General features: G+C 51.6%; 12 protein-coding genes. 10 read left to right on the top strand and 2 right to left on the bottom strand.

The annotated features are described in order from the left end of the window. Positions 1 to 7: 7 nt before the first annotated feature. Both VNQ80_RS06770 and VNQ80_RS06765 read left to right on the top strand, forming a co-directional pair. Positions 8 to 2,776, top strand: coding sequence for a gliding motility-associated C-terminal domain-containing protein (locus VNQ80_RS06770; RefSeq protein ID WP_325636740.1), 2,769 nt, complete (start codon positions 8 to 10; stop codon positions 2,774 to 2,776). Positions 2,777 to 2,800: 24 nt separating this feature from the next. After that, positions 2,801 to 3,694 carry a PorP/SprF family type IX secretion system membrane protein gene (locus tag VNQ80_RS06765; RefSeq protein WP_325636738.1) on the top strand — a complete coding sequence of 298 codons (894 nt, stop codon included), beginning with the start codon at positions 2,801 to 2,803 and terminating at the stop codon, positions 3,692 to 3,694. Positions 3,695 to 4,075: 381 nt separating this feature from the next. Here the strand turns inward: VNQ80_RS06765 and VNQ80_RS06760 are convergent, their stop codons facing one another. Next, entirely contained in the window at positions 4,076 to 5,431 is a 1,356-nt protein-coding gene (locus VNQ80_RS06760) for a TrpB-like pyridoxal phosphate-dependent enzyme (RefSeq protein WP_325636736.1), read from the bottom strand. 142 nt (positions 5,432 to 5,573) lie between these two features. Here VNQ80_RS06760 and VNQ80_RS06755 point away from each other — a divergent pair, with 142 nt between their 5' ends. From VNQ80_RS06755 to VNQ80_RS06720, 8 genes are all read left to right on the top strand, one after another. Beyond that, positions 5,574 to 8,201: a hypothetical protein gene (locus VNQ80_RS06755; protein ID WP_325636734.1), complete on the top strand. Its 2,628-nt coding sequence runs from the start codon at positions 5,574 to 5,576 to the stop codon at positions 8,199 to 8,201. 80 nt (positions 8,202 to 8,281) lie between these two features. Beyond that, positions 8,282 to 8,857: a sigma-70 family RNA polymerase sigma factor gene (locus VNQ80_RS06750; protein ID WP_325636732.1), complete on the top strand. Its 576-nt coding sequence runs from the start codon at positions 8,282 to 8,284 to the stop codon at positions 8,855 to 8,857. Beyond that, positions 8,850 to 9,596, top strand: a complete 747-nt coding sequence (locus VNQ80_RS06745; RefSeq protein WP_325636731.1) for a tetratricopeptide repeat protein — start codon at positions 8,850 to 8,852, stop codon at positions 9,594 to 9,596. Before VNQ80_RS06750 ends, VNQ80_RS06745 begins: the two co-directional genes overlap by 8 nt. 1 nt (position 9,597) lies before the next feature. After that, the gene (locus VNQ80_RS06740; RefSeq protein ID WP_325636730.1) at positions 9,598 to 12,813 is read left to right on the top strand and encodes a CHAT domain-containing protein; all 3,216 of its coding nucleotides are present in this window, start codon (positions 9,598 to 9,600) and stop codon (positions 12,811 to 12,813) included. Between the two features lie 180 nt (positions 12,814 to 12,993). Then, positions 12,994 to 15,699, top strand: a complete 2,706-nt coding sequence (locus VNQ80_RS06735; protein WP_325636728.1) for a zinc-dependent metalloprotease — start codon at positions 12,994 to 12,996, stop codon at positions 15,697 to 15,699. A gap of 189 nt (positions 15,700 to 15,888) precedes the next feature. Further along, entirely contained in the window at positions 15,889 to 16,857 is a 969-nt protein-coding gene (locus VNQ80_RS06730) for a hypothetical protein (protein WP_325636726.1), read from the top strand. Positions 16,858 to 16,904: 47 nt separating this feature from the next. Then, a complete protein-coding gene (locus VNQ80_RS06725) occupies positions 16,905 to 18,086 on the top strand; it encodes a hypothetical protein (protein WP_325636724.1) in 1,182 nt (393 codons plus the stop codon). A gap of 268 nt (positions 18,087 to 18,354) precedes the next feature. Further along, complete coding sequence (locus VNQ80_RS06720; protein WP_325636722.1) at positions 18,355 to 19,878, top strand: hypothetical protein; 1,524 nt, start codon at positions 18,355 to 18,357, stop codon at positions 19,876 to 19,878. Between the two features lie 77 nt (positions 19,879 to 19,955). Here VNQ80_RS06720 and VNQ80_RS06715 read toward each other — a convergent pair whose 3' ends face one another. After that, positions 19,956 to 21,113: a polymerase gene (locus tag VNQ80_RS06715; RefSeq protein WP_325636720.1), complete on the bottom strand. Its 1,158-nt coding sequence runs from the start codon at positions 21,111 to 21,113 to the stop codon at positions 19,956 to 19,958. Between the last annotated feature and the right edge of the window lie 216 nt (positions 21,114 to 21,329).

The following is a 21,329-nucleotide window of genomic DNA, read 5'->3' as shown; positions in this document are numbered from 1 at the left end:
CACGGGTGTGGAAGATGGGGCGTTCTACAGGGATGATGTGGTCGTTACGTTCAACGAGGGCAAAGCAATGCTGGATGGTGAACCTTTCCCGTCCGGCGGGACGCTGGATACCGAGGGCGACTACACGCTTATTGTCACGGACGCCGCGGGCAACATGACGGTGGCGGCCTTTACCATTGACAAGACCGCTCCTGAAATCACGGGCGTAGAAGACGGCGCGTCCTATAATACGGACGTGACCGCGGCATTCAACGAAGGCACTGCCACATTGAACGGCGAGGCATTCACTTCAGGTACGCTGATCACCGATGAGGATGAGTATACACTGGTGGTCATCGATGCCTCGGGCAATGCGGACACGGTGCGTTTCACGATCGATAAGACCGTGCCCGAAATAACCGGTGTTGAAGACGGCGCTTTATATAACGAAGAAGTGACGGTTTCGTTCAACGAAGGCACGGCGACGCTCAATGGAGCGGCATTCGCTTCAGGTACGGTGGTTACCGATGAGGATGAGTATACACTGGTGGTTACGGATGCGGCTGGCAACGCGGATACCGTGCGCTTCACGATTGACAGCGGATCGCCGGTTATTACGGGTGCCACGGACGGCGCGTCCTACAATACGGATGTGACCCCGGCATTCAACGAGGGCACGGCGACACTTAATGGCGAGGCATTCACCCCCGGTACGGTGATTACGGAAGAAGATGAATACACGCTTACCGTTACGGATGCGGCCGGCAACGCAACCACGGTAAGCTTTGCGATAGACAAGACCGCACCGGCCATCACCGGCGTTGAAGAAGGCGGGCTGTACGCCGGAGCGGCTACGGCATCCTTCAATGAGGGCACGGCCACACTGAACGACGGGCCGTACACGGCGGGCACGCCGGCCACGGTTCCCGGTGAATACACGCTCACCGTTACGGATGCGGCGGGCAATGTGACGACGGTCTGCTTCACGGTCGGTGCCCTTCCGGACGCCCCAATGGGACTTTCGGCTACAGCCGGCAACCGCCAGGTGCTGCTGGAGTGGGATGCCCCGGCAGGGGGTATACCGGCGGTGACGGACTACGTGATCGGATACTCGCGGGATGGCGGTTCGACGTGGACGGAGCCGGCCCGGGAGCCATCCGCGGCGACACGGTCGCTGGTGATCGGCCTGGAGAACAACCGGCCGTACCTGTTCCGTGTTTCGGCGGTGAACGGCGTGGGCAGGGGAGTGGCCAGCGGTACGGTGCAGGCCATCCCTGCCGAACCGGTACCGGACGTGGGGGGCAACCTTCCGGAGCCTGAGCCGGGCGTTCCGGTGGTGGTTACCGACGGTAAGGTGGAAGCGGTGATGCTGGAAGTTGTGGACAGCGAATACCTGCGCCTGAGCGGTGACGGTTATGCGATGGAACTGGCCTCGCTGGGTGCGGACGGTGAGCGGATCCCGATCTCGGCGGTGGATGCGGTCATCCGGCTGCTGAAGGGCAATGGCACGCAGGTGTACATAAGCGGCCACGGCTTCGAGCCGGGGACGGTGGTTACGGTGTACCTGTTCTCCAACCCGGAACTGGTGGGCCATCTTCCGGTTGGAGCAGACGGCCGCTTCGGCGGCTCGCTTCCGGTACCGGCAAACCTGGAGCTTGGACACCACACGCTTCAGGCGAACGGTGTTATTGCGGGGGGCAATGGCGAGCGCTCGGTGTCGGTGGGCCTTGAACTGGTTGACCGCAAGCCGCAGTGGGTGTCGTTCGGTGCCTTGGCTGACCGTATCTACGGCGACGGCCCGGTCACGTTGGAAGCAACGGCCACCAGCGGGCTTGCGGTGACCTACGCGGTCACGGATGCGGACGGCAACCCGACGGATATCGCCGTGATCGAAAACAATAAACTTACCATCCACGGTGCGGGCGAGGTAGTTGTCACGGCCACACAGGGGGGCAATGCGGACTACCCGGCGGCGGTGCCGGTGAGCAGGACCCTGCATATCGCCAGGGCCCCGCTTTCGGTTCGCACATCGGATGCCACGCGCGCCTACGGCGGGGACAACCCTTCGTTTGAGCTGACCTACGAAGGCTTCGTTAACGGTGATGATGCCCCGGCACTGGCGATACAACCGGCCGCGGCTACGGAATCTACGGCAACGAGTGCTCCGGGTGACTATGCCATCACCATAACCGGTGGGGAGTCGGCCAACTACGCTTTCACCTACCACGGTGCCACGCTAACCATCACGAAAGCCAGCCAGGCGATCACGCTGTACGCCCCTGTAGAGGTGACCCGCGATGCGGGCAGCATCCAGCTGGATGTATCATCGAGCAGCGGCCTTCCGGTGAGCCTGACAGCAGACGACCCGCAGGTTGCCGTATTGAGCGGCAGCGTGCTTGACATCCAAAGACTGGGTACGGTGCGGATCACGGCCACGCAGGCCGGCGATGGGAATCATGAAGCGGCCGGACCGGTGACGGTGACCATCCGCGTGACCGACCCGTCCTCGGACTTCCCGATCCGTGTGCACCGGGCGCTATCGCCGAACGGTGACGGGATCAACGAATACCTCATCATCGAGGCGATCAGGGACCATGCGGAGAACCGGGTGACCATCTTCAGCCGTAACGGGACGTTGCTGTGGGAAGCCTCGGGCTATGACAACGACCGTGTTGTGTTCCGCGGCATCAGCACGGGCGGGCAGCAATTGCCGGCAGGCACGTACTTCTACATCGTTGAGGTGAAGGTGAACGGGAAGTGGGAGCATAGGAAGGGGTATTTTGTTATCAGATACTAGACATCAGACGTTAGACAACAGACAATGAAACATACATTATTGATAACCGCGGGGATACTTGCGCTGGCGACTGCCACGCATGGCCAGCAGGCCATGACGCACACGCAGCACGGTGAGCTGCGCACGGTGGTGAACCCTGCGGCGAGCCTGATGGCCCAGGGGGGCGAGGTGAGCATGATCGGTCGGCGGCAGTGGGTGGGCGTTGAGGGCGCCCCGACGGTGTTCTGGGGCAGCGGACATGTCGGTTTCGGGAGCCTGGGTGCGACGGCGGGGCTGAACATCCGCCACGAGAGCCTTGCGGTGGAGAAGCTGACCGAAGCGGGCGCGTTCTTCGCCAAGAGTGTGCGGATCTCGGAGACGGAGTATGTGGGACTGTCGCTGAACGCCGGCATCAGTTACCTGGACGGCCGTTTTTCGCAACTTGACCCGATGGACCCGGCTTTCCGGGAGGACGTGAGGGAGACGGATGCGCTGGTGGGTTTCGGGGTGATGCTTTACCGCCCGGAGCGGTACTACGTGGGGCTGTCGCTCCCGCGGCTGATGCTGGGGAGCCTCGGTGTGGATTCGGACAGCCGCTACGACTTCCGCAACGTGTACCACCTGACGGCGGGTGCGCTGTTCCCGCTGGGCACGGACTTCCACCTTCGCCCGAGTCTGCTGGTCACCTACGCGGAGAACCTCAGGCCGCAGGCTGAGGCCTCGGCACTGGTCTTCATCAAAGAGGTGTTCGGCATCGGGGTGAACGTGCGCAGCTACGGCGAGCTTGCGGGTATGGCACAGTTCAACTTCGGGGGTTTCGGTCTGGGCTACAGCTACCAGTTCAACCCGGGCAGCGAGCCGCTGAACCGGCGGATATCGAACACGACCCATGAAATCGGGCTGCGCTACCGGTTTGGGGGAACGAATAACCTGCTTTAAATTAGCACATTTACCGGATGCAAAAGCGAAAAGGGTCATTGCTCCTTTGTATTTTGCGACCAAATCCATCTTCTGCAACGGCTCGGTGCGACGGCGGGCGTGAACATTCGGCACGAGGGCCTGGCGGTTGAGAAGCAGACAGAGGCCTTTGCATTCTTCGCCAAGAGCGTACGGATATCGGAGACGGAGTAGGTTGGCCTGTCGCTCCCCGCGGCTGCGAATTTACCGAGAACCTCCGCTCGCAGGTGGAGGCCTCTACCTTAGTCTTCAAAGACGGGATTCGGCATCAGCAACACCACCCGCAAGATCGGACTTAGCTACCGGTTCGCAATAATTACTATATTTCGCTACTGGATCCAAGCCTTCATGTTGCAGACACCGTTACGGCTGCAGTGCTTCCAAACTCGCCAGTTCTGCTGTTAGCTCCTCATCGGTAAACGAATGGTCTCGCAGCTTGCCATCGAAATAATCCTGATAGGCCGTCATATCCACAAAGCCGTGACCACAGAGATTGAAAAGAATGGTTTTTGATACCCCTTCTTCCTTGGCGCTGTTGACCTCCCGGATAACTTGGGCGATTCCATGATTCGCTTCGGGAGCGGGGACGATCCCTTCGGTTTTGGCAAACAGGATGCCGGCCTTAAAGCATTCCAACTGCTGGATAGCCTGTGCTTCGATAAGCCCATCTTTGAGTAACTGGCTGCACAGCACGCTGGCTCCATGGTAGCGTAATCCCCCGGCGTGGATGGCAGCAGGTGTAAAAGTATGCCCTAACGTGTACATGGGTAGCAGTGGGGTGTATCCTTGGGTGTCGCCAAAATCATACATGAATTTTCCCTTGGTGAGCTTGGGGCACGAGGCGGGCTCCACGGCTACGCAACGTAAGGATTTACCTCCTATTTTATCTTGCAGGAAGGGAAAGGACAGGCCTGCGAAATTCGATCCGCCACCCAATGGTGCTATGATGACATCCGGGTAGTCACCTGTATATTCCAATTGTTTCTTTGCTTCCTGGCCGATGATGGTCTGGTGGAGCAACACGTGGTTGAGTACCGACCCTAATGCATACTTGGTATGTTCGTCGCCTACGGCCATTTCGATGGCTTCCGAAATAGCCAGGCCCAGGCTGCCGGGTGTGTCGGGATTGGCTGCGAGTGCATCACGGCCAGCTTGTGTATGGTTGGTTGGCGATGAATGGACCGTGGCACCAAACGTGTTCATCAGGATTTTACGATACGGCTTCTGGTCGAAGCTAATGCGCACCATGTAGACGTCGCAGTCTATCCCGAAATGGCTGCAAGCGAAACTCAATGCGGTTCCCCATTGCCCCGCACCGGTCTCCGTGATGATGCGTTTTACGCCAGCTTGTTTGTTGTAGTACGCTTGTGGGATGGCTGTATTGGGTTTATGCGAGCCACTGGGGCTTGTTCCTTCATACTTGTAGTAAATCTTACAATCGGTTCCGAGCGCCTTTTCCAAATGGGTAGCTCGGATCAAAGGCGTAGGCCGCCAGATGCGGTAGGCGTCCTGTACTTCTTCGGGGATGTCAATGTACCGCTCTGCGGAGACCTCCTGCTCGATGAGTGCCATGGGGAAGATCGGAGCGAGGTCGTCCGGACCCACGGGCTGCTTGGTGGCTGGGTGGAGCGGTGGCAGCGGCTTGTTGGGCATGTCGGCTACAATGTTATACCATTGGGTAGGTAGGTCGCGTTCATTCAAAAGGATTTTCTTTTCCATGTATTTTATGCGTTTATTAATGAGTTAGGGGTGCGCCACTAAGGTACAAATATTGGTGAATGTTCAGCTAAAGACGATCGCTGTTTTTTTGATGACCTTTTTGACTGCTTACGATATACAAGTAAACAGTTAAAACGAAGTGATGAAGCAAAACATTTATCTCCTAATTGTATTGATGGCAATGACGGGCATGGTGTCCTCTTGCAAGAAAGACCCGAAGTTGGGGTCTGATGGCGAATTACCCCATGGGTCTGTCGAGATCCCATTGAAAGACGCACAGGTTGTTTTACCAACGGGCTCGGGTTATGACCTGACTGGTGCGGAGCTACTGATATTGGGTCATCCGGTGCCAGTGGGTAAGGATGGCCGTACCAAAGTCGCCGATATTAAGGGACGAAGTCCGGTGAACCTCAGTTTCCTCTTTGACAAAAATGACAAGCCTGTGCTCATTGGCGTGGTCACAGCCGAGGGTGAAGCGGATATTTCCACGCGTTCCACCGCGAAAGCCCTACTGTACTATGCATTGGGGTTGCCGTTCCAAACCGATACGCTGACTATATTATTCTTCGATAGAGGAGAAGAACTGAATGGTGTGCCCGAGTGGATTGCTGCTTTTGAGGAAATATGGAAGAACGATCCGCTCACATTGAGCACAGGTACTTTTCTAGAACCGCTCCGTAAAGCAGCCCATCAGGTATTGCCCGGAGACCGGGGCATGCGGTTAGAGAAAATGGCAGCGAAGGCTTCGGATCTTAAACTGGATGCAAACGATATCCGTAGTGGATTGCAGATTCTGGAAGACGGATTGGGCCAGTTGGCAGTGAACAACAACTACCGCCGGCGCGCGCATGCATTTCTCTACAAAATGAAATATCTCGATGACGACAGCGTAGAGCACATCGTATTGCCGAATATCGGCAACGCAACCAAAGCCGACATGGACTTAGCCATTGACCCGATAGGTGCCATCAACAGCGCGATGGGGGAAATTGGTAAGTGGGTAGAAGACGAGTTGGGGGGCACCGAAAGCGGCGTGGAGTCGTTCCTCAAGAAGAGCGGTCCGGTTATACTTAACCTGGCCGATAACGAAGCGGAGGCCACCTATAAGGTACGTATCGTGGGGCCGGGTAGGGATGCTGGGGGCAGTCAATTGATCACAGAAACCGAATTAAGTAAGCTTACGCGCTTGGAAATCGAAACGTTCCTTATCGATTTCGTAATACCGGCTGTCACCGCGGGAACTGCGGCCATTAGCTTGGTCGATGATGTGGGTATGGGCAAATCGGGGTACGAAATCGGTACGGTTCCGGAGAACGTGATCAAGGCAGGTGAACTGTTTTTAAGTGCTGCTCCCGATATATATGAAGAAATAAAAAAAGGTGATTACATGATGGCTTTACGTAAATCGCTGGAGCACTTTGCGGGAGCTGTCGTGAAAGACGAAGCCAAGATGCTATTGGATGTTTGCCTACACATGGCCATCAGCCACGTGGCAAACGTGAATGCCGGCAACCTGACGGAGATGGTCGGCCGAAGCATGGGGCGTATTCTAAACAGTATAGCCGTGATAGACTTGATACTGCAAGGTAACGACCTACGGCTTGTTGCAACCCATGCGGCTACCTCGCGCAATCTGGAGGAGTGGACGGTGGTGGCCCGTGGCAGCAAGGTGTCGCTCTCGCCCGAAGAGGCTAAGGTGGTTCCCTACTCGCAGCAAAAGATAACGGCCGAAATCAAAAATATGGAAGAGTCCGGAGATACGCATCCGTATTTTGAATGGAGTACTTCCGGCAAGTGGGGTTATTTGAAAGATACGAAAGGACACCAGGGCGCTTCATTCGAAAGTTCGGATCACGAAGTGTTCTATAACGCCAATACCAATTCGGGCCTGACAGATGGCGATAATTGGGAATACATCTACGTGAAAGCCTATATGGGAAGCAGGCTTATCGGTACGGATACTACGCGCATCAACGTGCGCCGGAGTGCCTATGAATTGAAACCCAACGGCGTGACGCTTACCGGTCGCAAAAGTGGCTCGTCAAAATTTGCCAATGCGAATGATGTCGCTTTACGGATAGAACCGATCAATGCCAACATACCTGGCATCGCACCAAACGACCAGCGGGAATACCAAGTGGTGTGGACAACGAGCGGCAAACATGGGGGGATGTACGGAAAGGAAAATATAACGCCTGCCAGCACCATCACCAACTATGATGATAATGAAATTTGGTATGAATGTATTGATGATCAGACACTGAAAGGTACAGAAACGGTAATCGCTCGTATTTATTCGAGGGATAAGGGTGCGACGAACGAACCGTTCCGCTTATTTGACGAGGTGAAAGCTACGGTAAACATTGATAATGACCCAAAAAAGCGTATTATAAGGTTGCAGCCGCTAGTGCTCAAAGGAGATACGTTGGTGGGAAGCTACAGGGACAGCTATGGGAATTCATACACATCGCACCAATGTTTCCATTGTTGGGGTACCCGGTATACGCAACAGCCGGAAGATGAGTCGTATGAGCTGAGGGTCATCGACCGTTACAGTAACACATTCCGTTGGAAGGCGGGAGAGCCTGCGCCATCATCAGGCTTTGGTTATGGAGATTTGGCCATGCCTTACGACGGGAGTACGTACACTGTCGGGTGGGGAGGTACTTGGAGTGTGGGGCCGTTATACCCAGACCAAGAGCGGAAACCGTGCAACTGGGATTATTCCAACTTCGGTGGGACAATCGAAATGATCGTCACGTTGAAGTAGCGACGAGGATATTATGCTTACAACACCACAGGTTATGGAATAAAGCATTAAATTAGCCGGAAACTTTTAGGAGACCCTTTATGGATCAACCTGATTTCCGGCTTCCCAATACCTCGCTGGTTGAACGCATCAAGTCTGACGATGAGGTTACATTGAAGAACCTGTATACGTCAAATTACAGGCTGATGGAGCGTTATGTTTTACGGCATTCAGGCTCGGTAGATGATGCCAAAGACACCTATCAGGAAGCATTCCTCGCCGTATGGCGCAATGTTCAACTTGGGCGATTTGTTCCTTCGGTTGAAAGTGATTTTGCTTACTATCTTACGCGGGTGGTCAAGAATAAGTGGATAGATAGCTTGAGGAAGGCTAAAGGCAAACGCACCATTCCGATAGAAGAAGCACAAACGGATTCAATTGCGGCGGAAGAGAACACTGATGAGGTAGACGGATACATCGATAACGTGCGGCTGCAATACAAGAATCTTGGCGGCCGCTGCCGTGAGTTGTTAGCAGGTTTCTATTTTAAAAGGAATAGCTTGCGGGATATTGCCAGCGCATTCGGTTGGACCGAGTCCAGCGCCAAGAATAATAAATACCGATGCCTGAAGCAATTGCGGGAAATGGTGCTGAAAAATGGAGGGACAAATGGATAGGGAACGAATCGACGATCTCCCAGAAGAGGAGCTGTCGGCCATCTTAAATTATTTGAGTAACGGCATGTCTGGCAACGAACGGAATACTTTCGACCAGCGGCTCGCGAATGACCCAGAATGGCGCCTGAAGGTAACCCAAGTAAAGGGGTTATTGATTGGGATTCGGGAGGCCAGCCTTTGCGAACACCTTGATGATTACCATCCCCATGGCACCGACGTGACGATAATGTGGTTTTTTAAGGCAGATGTATTGAAAAAATGGTGGGTAGCTGCTGCTATAACTTTAGTAACGCTGACCAGTGTGTGGTGGTTATGGATAGCAAACCCCTCCAACGCCCGGCTCTACCATTCTTATTTCGTTGTCGACGCCGGGCTTCCCGTTGAGATGGGTAGCGCGGATACGTTGGTATATGCATTTTACGATGGCATGATCAGTTATAAGGAAGGGGATTATCCCGATGCCTTGGTAAAATGGAATGCCGTAGCGGAGGAAACTGGCCCAACGGATACCTTGCAGTACTATAGGGGTATTGCGCACATGGCTATGGGGCGAATAGATGAAGCCATTGCTTTGTTGGCTGTGGTGGCCGGTGAACGAGCATCGTTTTACTACCAAGACGCCAATTGGTATTTGGCGTTGTGTTACCTGAAACGTGGCGATCGGAAGACCGCATCGAAAATCCTGTCGCGCATCGCTGATAGTGAGAACGCGAAAGATCTGAAGGGAAAACTGGAATGACATGTTGCGGGCTGCATTACTTTTCGCTTGGTTACTAGGAAGTGGCTTGAATTCACTGGTCATCGCCCAAGAAAGTGGTTACGAAGCAGCTATCCGGGCCTACCGGACCCATGTTTTGGACAGCGCGGATTACTACGGTAAATGCAACATACAACGTTACCGCGCCGCTGAACAATTGGACAGCTTAGCGTTTTCTTACGTTCAGCAAGCATTGGTGGTATGGTCGCAGCAGGGCCTCGAAGCTGCTCTGCAATTAATGGATACTGCCCAAACGGTCGCCGATCGGCTACCGGGACACCACGTGGCCCGGGTAGCTGTTGAGAGTAGGGTCGGACAGCTGCTTACGCAAAAGTATGCATTTGGGGAGGCTGCTAAGTATTTTGAACGGGCCGAACGGCGTATGGTTAGAAATGGGCCACCTAATCGCCATTACGCCCTGCTATATAACCAGATAGCTGTCTTCTACCTATTAAAAGAAGATTTCGCGACAGCAGATCGTTATGTGGAGCTTGCCTATGAGATGAGCCGTTTGCTAGAAGGCGAAGATGGTTGGGATATGGTGATGATTTTGCAGACCCGTTTTTTTATCAGCCGTTATAGCGGCCAATTTGAACGCGCATTGGAAGAGGGGAAAGCCTTTCAACGCTTGGTGGAGCTGCGGTACCCGCCGGGCCACCCAAATATCGGCAGCATGCACAACAGCTTAGCGGTTATCTACGAAGCGTTGAAACTGTATGAAGAAGCGCTCATACACCGCCAAAAGGCGGTCGGCATCCAAGCCGCCAATTACAGCGCTGCGGGGGATGGTGCGCCGCTTGCCGCCGCATACCAGAACCTGGGTTACTTATACCGCTACATCCAAGAGCCGTTCCTTGCACAGGAATACCTGGATAAAGGCATCCGTTTATTGGTACAGCAACACGGGCCGGACGGCTTGGGGATGGTGCACCCGTGGGCCGGTTTAGCTCGTTTAAAGAACGAACTTGGTCGATTTGAAGAAGCCACCGCACTTTACCTGAAAGCCTATGAGGTGCAGCAGCGTCATGCTCCCGATGACCTGCTGGGGATGGCCTTCGTGGAGTCGTCGTTAGGTGACAATTACCTGGACTTACAGCAATATGTGCTGGCCGAAAGTTTTTACCATCAGGCATTGTACCGTTACCGGCAGGCTGGGGCGATAGGCGGGGAAGAAGCTCTCCATACGCAGCGCGGCATGTCTTTGGCAAAATCCGCTATGGGGCAATATGAAGCTGCCATTGCCTTACAGACGGAGGTGTTGGCCGGTTTCCGCAAGTTATTCAAACCCGGTAATCCGACTGTTGCCGGGATGTTGTTGACGTTGGCGCGGATATACAGAGAAGCTGACTCGCTGGAGCGCGCGCTCGCCTACGCCGATAGTTCGGCAATGGAACTCACTCGGAATAAAGGACTTCCCGACAATGTCGACGGTTGGTTTGGTTATTTACCAGCCAGCCGATATACGGTTGACTGGACCATTGAGCGCGCCACTATTTTGGAGGGCCTATATCGGCAGTCAAACAATCGCAGATACCTGAAAGAATTGCTCGATTTTGTCGATGGTTATTCGGCGTTCATGGCGTCCAATCTCCACGCGTTGAGGTCGCAGGCAGCCCTGATTGACCAAGCTGATATAAATAAGGCCATTTACTCGATTGCTTTGGAGGCCTGTTGGACATTGTCAGACAACGCGACTTCCGGGCCCTTTATGCGCAAAGCATTTGCTTACGCTGAACGCAGTAAAACGTTGCTTTTGCGGCTGGCGGCAAACGGGGCCTTAGTTGATGCATCGCATTCGGGCGACGGTAACGCAACAAGCCGCGACCAGGCTTTCCGGCAACGTATCAATACGCTAAATCTGCAATACCTAAACAACGGCAGAGATGACTCGTTGCTTAATCTGCTTTCCGTTACCGCTGAAAAATATCGATTATTTCTGGATAGCCTGAAGCATGCCGATAACGAGCTGTTCGCCATGCGATACGCACTTGAGCCACCGACGCCGGAAGTTATCCGGGAAACGCTATTGGAGAAAAACCGGGCATTAGTTGAGTACGCCGTTACAGATCGGCATATCTTTGTTTTTGTGGTGACCCCCAGTGCCTTTGACGCCCATCGGATTGATCGGCAGGTTCTTGACGAAATAAGTAATTTACAGCGTTTATATGGGCTTTCTCCGCAGGCTTTCCGTGCCTCTTCTTACCGTCTTTATCAAGCGCTCATCGAACCCATTCAATCGAATATTAAAGGAAAGAAGTTACTGATAGTCCCCGACGCCGACTTGTATTACCTCAATTTTGAAATGCTCGTATCAGACGCCCAAGAGCTTAAATTCTCAGCAATGCCCTTCCTCATCCGGTCGTATGAAGTGTCGTACCTGCTTTCGGCCGGAAGTGCGTTGCAGACAACGTCCGTACGCCGCACGCTACCCAAGTCTGGCGCATTGCTGTTCGCACCTGTTTTTTCCGATAAGATGAAAGCGTCTTACCAAGAGGGGCTTGCGAATCCTTATCTCGAAGACGAGGATTACCTATATCTTTATCGGCAGCCATTTGCATTACAGGCAGCGCTACGCATTGCAAAGGTTCTGGACCACGATTTGTATATTGAACAAGACGCTGAGGAAAAGGTGTTTAAAGGGCTGGCGCCTGATTACCGGATTCTGCACCTTGGGACACATGGCGAAGTAAATAACGATGCGCCGTTGCAGTCCCGTTTATTCTTTGCGAAATCTGTGGGCGATTCGGCTGCGTCGGACGATGGGTATCTACGCGCTTATGAAATCTATGGCATGCAACTGCGCGCGGAGCTTGCCGTACTTACCGCATGTGAGACCGGTACGGGCACATTACGCCATGGTGAGGGATTGATGTCTTTGGCCCACAGTTTTCAATACGCCGGATGCCCCAGTGTGGTGATGAGTTTATGGAAGATTGATGAAAAGGCAAGTGCCGATATTATTACTGCCTTTTATGAGAACCTGGCGAAAGGCCAATCTAAAAGCACAGCGTTACGTAAGGCGAAACTACAGTTAATAGATAACGGCGGGGAACGGTTGGCACACCCGTATTATTGGGCCGGGCTGGCCCTGATTGGCGATGCTAAGCCGCTTTACCCGAGCTATTCTTGGATTTATTGGGTATTCGGCACGCTTACAACGGTCGTGTTTCTGATATGGATATACCGGCGTCGTTTCTAATGTAACAATTACAACCTTCTTTTCTTTGGGGAATAAGAATGTTATGTATATTGGCGCGTTATTTTATGTCTGGATATGCAACAAAGTACATTGATCCGGCGTCTAATACATAATTACTTTCCGGCTTCTCCGCTCGTTGGGAGTACCGGCACATGAATGAATGAATTTAAACCAAATCGTATGAAGTACTCATTGTTATCAATGGTGGTGGGAACCCTTTTTTGGGGCATGTCCGCCTCAGCGAATCATGTGGAGCGATGGTCATTACAAGATACGCTCCCAAAAAATCAAAAAGACACCACCGTCGTAACACCACCGGACAGCACGGGTAAGGCCGCCGCGGATTCGGTGAAGAAAAAGAAGGATGAAAAGCCGAGTATTGATGACAAGGTGAAGTCGAGCAAGAAAATCGATGGCCTTTTCACCCTATACCGCGATACGGCCACGGCCACGTTACAGCTATACCTCACGAAGGAACAATTGGACAAGGACTTTATTTACCAGAGTTTTTCGATGGGTGGCCCAACGGCCTTATATCTCAATCAGAATATGATTCGAGATACGTGGTTGTTCAGTATCCGCAAGAACCAGGATAAGATCGAGTTTCTGCGTAAGAACACGGCGTTTTATTACGACCCTACCAACCCAGTAAGCAAGGCGGCTAATGCGGATGTGGCGGAAACCATCTTCCATTCGGAGAAGATCGCTGCTTCGGACAGTGCGGGTTACCTGATCCCGATCGATGGCTTGTTTATCAGCAATAAGCTGGATGCGGTGAAACCGGTGATGCCTCCGGGTATACCACCGACGGCGATGTTTAATCTGGGTAACCTGAATACCGGCAAGTCGAGCTACGATACGGTACGTTCGTTTTCGCATAATACGGATGTGGTAGTTCGGCTAACGTATGAGAACCCGACACCTATGAATGGTGGGGGCAAAGACATCACCGATGCACGCTACGTAACGGTGAAGATGCAGCACTCATTCCTTGAAGTGCCCCAAAACAACTACCGCCCGAGACGGGACGATCCTCGTGTGGGGTATTTCGGCGCACAAGTGGATGACCTTACTTCTGTGTCTCCTACGCCATATCGTGATTTCATCAGCCGATGGCACTTGGAAAAGAAAAACCCGAGCGCGAAGCTCAGTGAACCGGTAGAGCCGATCGTATTCTGGATAGAGAACACTACGCCGTTGGAATACCGCCCGATTATCAAGGAGGCTGGAGAGAAATGGAACGAGGCATTCGAAGCCGCAGGATTTAAAAATGCCATTGTGATGAAGGAAATGCCCGATGATGCGGATTGGGATCCCGCGGACATTGCTTACAACGTGATCCGTTGGAAATCTTCGGCAAGCCCGAGCTACGGTGCCATCGGTCCTAGCTTCTACAATCCACTGACGGGCCAGATTTTGGGCGCCGACATCACCGTGGAATGGAAATCGGGCGCCGGTACCCCCGTGATGGATGATTTATTCAATGGTGGGAATGCGGCTTTGGCATCGCTACCTTGGGAAGATCCGGAGCAGGCGATGGCTCCGCAGGCCGAATATGTACACCATTCGCAGGTAAACCATATGGCCTTGTGTAACCTTGCCAACGAACTCAGTATGCAGTTCCAGACGGGAGTCGCGACTGTGGAGACCTTGGATTCCGAGGCAGGCGAAGCTGGTAAATCGGAGGCCGTGAAGGAAATGCATAAACAATTCCTTTATTACCTGATTATGCACGAAATGGGGCATACACTGGGATTGAACCACAATATGCGGGCCAGTCAGATGCTGACGCCGGAACAGTTACACGATACCAAGCTGACACGGAAAATCGGTTTGCAGGGATCGGTGATGGACTATCCGGCCATCAACGTCAGCCGCGACCGTAGCAAGCAGGGCGATTACTATACGACCAAAGCAGGGCCGTACGATATCTGGGCGATTGCGTATGGATACACGCCGTTTTCACCTGCTGAAGAAGCGAAGGGACTCGACAAAATCTTGAGCCGGAGCACCGATCCACAGTTGGCCTTTGGCAACGATGCGGACGATATGCGGAGCCCGGGTAAAGCCATCGACCCGCGGGTGATGATCAATGATCACTCCAGCGATATGATGGTGTATGGCGAAGAGCGTTTCTTGCTGGTCAACGACATGATGCCGAAGCTGAAGGAGCGGTTTAGCCGACCTAACCAAGGGTACCAGGAGCTGCTGCAACGCTATGGTCAACTGAATAACCAGCGCGCTAGCATGGCTGCAGCCATCAGCCGTTATATAGGAGGGGTGTATGTTGACCGTAGTTTTGTGGGGCAGGAAACAGATGCCCAACCGTATACACCCGTGCCACTGGATACCCAAAAGAAGGCCATGGAGCTATTAGGCAAATATGTGTATGCACCGGATGCGTTTGAAACCGACTTTGCGCTGTTCCCCTATCTACAGCGACAACGGCGTGGGTTCGATTTCTTCAGCAGTACGGAAGATTACAAGCCGCAGAATACGTTTAGGTCACTGCAAGTGAGTACGCTTTCGCATATTTTGCACCCCACGACCCTTGCGCGCATCAGCAACAGTGGCCTTTATGGGAACACGTATTCAGTCACGGAAGTCATGGAGGACCTGACGGCAAATATATTTGCGGCCGATCTGGGGGGAAATGTTAACCTGGTCAGGCAAAACCTCCAAACAGATTACGTAAAAGCGTTGATTGGCATCCTTGAAGCCAACACGGGATATGACTACGCAAGCAAGGCGGGTGCCCTGGCAACGTTGAACGATCTTAAAGTGAAATTGGGGGGAGTCAGCTCCGGTGCGGATGCGCAAACGGACGCGCACCGCCAAAGCCTGCGCTTTATGATTGAGCAGGCCCTGTCGGTGGATAAGTCCTAACGCAAATTTCTAAAATATTTTGATGTTTTCTGCCCATGCCGTAAGGTGTGGGCAGGATTTTTTTTGCCCTGGCATTTAGGTTGTTGTGTGTTTTGTGATAAAAAAATTAGCTTTTCTGTTTTGATTTTTATCAAAAGATAGTATCTTTGATTCATCGAATGAATGTTAAAACTTAAATCTATTTTAATCATGGAAAATAGCCAGATTTCATTAAATCAAATGCACTTCCGACACTTGAGTGCCGAGGAAATCGAAAACCCTTTCATTTACATCAATGAGTTTTGTGAGCAGGAAACGCGGGTTTATTACTTCCGGCAAGATGTCCTTGATTTGCTAAAGACTGCTTATTCGTACCAAGAAAAATTCTATACCGGGCATTCACCAAGTTACGGTTATTATCAGCAACAGCTCATCAGGATTATGGAAGCGGTGTATGTGTTGTATACAAGAGGATATGAGTTTTCAACCGAGGCAGGAAAAGTACTTGTCCACCGTTATTATAGCCTTAGCAACGAAGAAATAGTGCATATCAACGATTTTCTTGAGGATTTTTTCGGTTACAAGGATCTGGATGAATGGCGTGAGTACTTAGACGATATCCTGCTTCATGCCTATAAAGAAGGCGGGGTAGGGTATTTTGAATATGATGAAACGCCTTTTTTTACCATTGGGCTACTGGAGAAGTTTGTGGAAACCATTTTCCTCATCCATGAACTTACGCCGCATGAACGGATGAGGGTAGCGGTAGCACACGAAACACCTGTGGATGAAGCTGATGAATCGGGGGGAGTAGATGGGATGGCAGGCAACAGTCAATCGACAGAAAAGGACACAGAGGTGGTTGATGAAGAAACTCAACAGGAAAATCATGGTATGCCAACGTGTGTTGCACCTATTCCTGACGAAGTATTGCCCGAGCGGCTCAGTAAAGAGGTTCATGATTTTTTCTCACTGATAGACCCGAGGTTTATCGGGGAAGGATTGCGATACATCCTATTGAACTACATGCGGGAAGGGTTTGAAACGGGTTTTGGGAAAGAAGATATGCTGGCCGAATTGATGTACCCGTTGCAGCGCCTTTTTGAATTGTTTGATGTCGCCAGACGCGAAACATCTCATTGGGGCGATATGCGGGTTGGCGGCGACTTTGTCAAATGATTTAGATTTCATCATCATTAATTTATTAACCTTAAACTTTTTCAACCATGGACTACAAAATTTTTGCAAAGGAAAATTATAACCCGACAACGTTAACCAATACGGAAGTCAGCGATCCATTGGTCGGCTTGAAGGAATTCCTTGTCGGCAAATCTGCTGACCAGTTTAAGCAACATCTACGGGACCTGCTGTTTGCCGTATTCGAGAAACACGGATGGCGGCAATATGGCGCTCCCGTAAATTTGTATCGGAAAGCGAAGGAAGTGGCTAAACTGATTGATTTCGTATGGCTGATTACGATATGTGAAGTAGGTGTGCAACATAAGAGTGTTGACCCTAAGGAATACTATCTGAGCGAACAATATCGACGCAGGTCTTTTGGTAAACTTTTCATTAAAACACCCGCCAAGAATAAAACAGGAGTGGTGCCGTCCGGCGATATGGCGGGTGCGATTTTCAACGAGCGGCATGGCCTGTTGTTAAAAAATGACATCGAAGAGACATGGCTGAAAGTAGCTCTTAACAGTTCCTATATGTGTAATCTAACGCTTGATTTCTATTGTATAGAAACTTCGATGGACGTGCACGATTATTGGTATATGATGGCAATCATCGATACCGCATTTGAACTGGCCAACCGACCGGCCCCACGGCTTGATACGCAGAGGCTCAACTATTACCAATTATTCGCTTCCGATGTGGATCATCCTGATTGTCTATTTGAAGAGGATATCGAGCTTCTTTTCGAAGGGTTTGGTAGTGTGTTTTGGCATATCGACGAAGTGAAATTCCCTTCAGCCATTCGGAAGTGGTATGCATTGATTGCAAAAACGGACCATTGGAAGAGCCACAATGATCCTGGAAACGTAATGTTTATCAAGGATACCGTACAGTGGATGGTAGAGATGGCGTGGCTGTGGAGCCGGGTTGGTTACCCCAAGCTGGGCAACTGTGGTGTGGATAAAAGATACGTGGAGGACCTATCGGCGGCAGAGGTAGCTGATCCGACCGCATACGTGGAATACTTCTTCGACCGCCACCGGCTCCACGAATGGAAACGTATGCTGGACATTTGGCTTGTCCAAAGCCTGTCGGATGAACATTTCGATCAGCAGACGGAAGTGAGAGAGCAGGACCGTGAGGATATCATCAAGCTGATACAGGTGCTGCGGCTCATGGAGCGTCTTGCTGATGGAATGCTGCCACCAGCAGTAATTAAGAACAATTAAAACGTACGATAACTGGTAATCTAGTATGTCAATACTTTTTCCTAAGGGTTGTTCTTTTTTATGGGATTGTAACGATTGCTTATGGCTTGGGTATTTAGTTGGTTTTCTTTGGTTAACGTATTATCTTCGGGGCTGACACTTAACCTCATGCATTAAGTTGCTATCCGTACTTGCGCCCACTAGAATTTTGGGATGTATTCTTTTTTGGGCAGGTACACGAGGTCACCGGCAGCCTGACGTGCTTTTTAAACCAATAAATTATATACCCATGAAAGTCTTAAAACATCTTACCGGAGGTTCGTTATTTTTTATCTTGTTGATTGTTTTTCTGCTTTTCGGTTGTAAGCGGGATATTCCCCCGTTGCCGTCGGATGGATTGCGGAACATCACCTTCAGATTGTCGGGTTTTGAAGCCGAAACGACACCATTGGATGGCCCGTACGCCACTTCGCGGTTGGCACTCGGCTCCCCAGACAGAGGAACTTATGTGCTGCAAGGTATTGAGCCTAGTTTGGAGCCGCAATACTTGTATTTTTGGTCGTTCAACAATGAGGATTTTGAACCCGATGTTGCCGTGGATGAAGCGGGGGCTGGGATTACGTTTGAGGCAGCTGCAGAAGAACCTACCTTTCCAAACTCTACCTTTGCGGTCGATCCTTACGGCGGTGGCAAAGCGTTTAGCCTCCGCGGAGGGCAAATGGTTGAACTGGAATTGCCGATGCGAGGAGTAAAATCAATTTCCGAGTTTGCGTTCGATATCAGTAGCTCGGGCACGGGGCCAAAAGCTTTTTCACTTTTTTATTCCGTTGATGGCGGGACTACTTACTCACCACTAGTTGAAAGTAAACAATTTGATGATATGGGAGACCAAAAGAGAAATCCATATCAATTTGATCTTGCCGAAGTTTCCGCAGAATTAACAGACAATTTGGTATTAAAGTTCGATTTCTTTGCTGGTGATCGTAGGGGGGCTGGTGACTACAATGAGAGCCAAGGTACCGTCCGTCTCGACAATATCCGCCTTTCAGGTGTATACAACGCAGCAAGCGGTAATCCAACTACACCCAGCACGTTGCACTATTACATCTTCTCAGCTGATGACGGCAACGTGGTGCAGCAACAGCAGCTCCCGATGGATGCCTTAGGTGATGGTGGTACGCTTGATGTGAAGTTGGCGGATGGTAATTACGACGTGTTGTTCGTGGCGTATCGGTCGGATAAAGGCATGCTATTACCTGAAGATCTGACCAACGCCAGCGACTTTTATCTTGGCCAGCATTTTGATGACTACCGGGCGGTGGCATACACCGCATTGTTGGAAAATATCGTGGTCGGCGAAGACCATGTGGAGGCAGCGGCGATGCTGAGCCGATGCTATAGCTTGGTTGAGTTCGATTTTATGGATTCGGAGACCAACCTTCAACGGGTGAAAAAGATTGAAATTGTCCGGCTGCATGACAACTTCCTGTACACACCGTTTGGTATACCCACTTCAGCTGAGGACTCGGGCGCACAACGTATCGAGTTCGGTGATTTCAATAATATCGAAGACTACAAGATTTCCTTGCACCAGTTCTTCGGCTTACTTGATGAAGGCGGGCGTATCAACTACGAGTTAATCGCTTATGGCGAGGGCGACGTGGTGCTCAATACGGTGTCGATAACGGAAGTGCTAAAGAATAACGTCCGGCTACGGCTTTCGGGGAAGCTACTTGGGGATGCGGGTGCCATAAATGGCTTTTCGGTTGCACTCGATACCGATTGGAGAGAGATTCTGGAGCATGGGTTCTGACTCCTTTTGCTTCGCTAAGCGAGATACCAACTTGTTATGAAAAGCGGTTTCCTCTCGTTGGGAAACCATCTTTCAACTTAAAACGCTTCGCTCAGCGAAAGGTAGAACCCTCCTTGGCGCTTTTCGCCTGGACGTTTTTCGCCGATGCCGTATTCGAGCCGGATGCTGCTGTAGTGTTCGAGATCGAAGAAGTAACGCACACCGCCACCAAAAGAGGGCACGAACCGGGTATTGGACAGGCTGCCGTGGAAGGTGGAACCGGTACCTGCAAAGCCAGCAACACCTAGCCGCGGATGGAAGCGGTAGCGCAATTCGCCCTGTGTGGCCAGTAAGTTCCGGTCGCGATAGCGACCTGTGTAGTAACCACGCATCATCATATCGCCACCCATTTCGCGGTAAACATAAAAAGGTACCCGGTTACCGAACGTGGTTTTGTAATGGGCATTCAAACCCAGTGTGAGTTTGCTGGTAAGTGGAAAGAACGTACGCAGGTCGACATCGAATAAGCTTCCCCGGAAATTGCTGCCACCGCCGAACCCAGGTGAATAGGCATATTTTGCCCTTGCATAATGCCCGCTGGTGGTATAGGTGTTCCTGTTTCGGGTGTCATACAACTGAGAGATGCCCAACATGAGGTGGTATCCACCGTCTTGCCCATCAGGCTGCGTACGGTCGAAGATACCGCCACTTTCCTTGTCAGAAAACCGGTAGTGCTCGTACGCGACATTCAACCCGCCGTAATAATTGACTGCCAGTTCGCGTTCACCCTCCAGCCTTACCCGGATCAATTGCATGAGCACCACGTCTTCATCCTGCGCCGCTGTCTCATTCCCCAATCCGTAAAAATTGAACGGGAAATTGCGGAAGCGCAATTCGCTGATGTAATGGTAGCGATTGCCGGTAGTCCAGATATCAGATTCCAACTTGAGGTTGGTTTGCCGTTGGGTAGTGAAGGTGCCGATGAAGGTAACGTTGGAGGTACGGATGGTTGTGTCCGCCTTATTCATATAGAAATTGTAAACGCCAGCTAAGCCGAATTCCAATCCGGTTTCGGGTGCATACCCCAATGCGGGTAGCACGACAAAGCCCGCTGATCGAGAAGAGTCCTTTTCAGGAGAAACGAAGCGTTTGATGAGTTTATGATCCCAGAGGCTTTTCCGTTCCTGTGAGGCGACTGGGAATACGACGCCTGATAAGGCTAGAACGAGGAACCAACGCTGTATGACGACATTCATAGTGTAATTTATGCGGCGAAGATACGGATAAGAAGCGGAATGTGGTTGACTTGATGAGGGAGTGCGACGAGGCCATTTTAGATTTTTGTAAATAATTTTTGTATTAAACCAAGTTTGTATATCTTTGCAGTCCCTAAGAAAAGGGGTGTTTTTTGAAGTTTTGCCTCCTTAGCTCAGCTGGTAGAGCAACTGACTTGTAATCAGTAGGTCGCTGGT

This window comes from Parapedobacter sp., assembly GCF_035556095.1.
Lineage (GTDB): Bacteria > Bacteroidota > Bacteroidia > Sphingobacteriales > Sphingobacteriaceae > Parapedobacter.
Note: the sequence above shows the minus strand (reverse complement) of the source record. Positions and strands in the feature narration are given on the sequence as shown.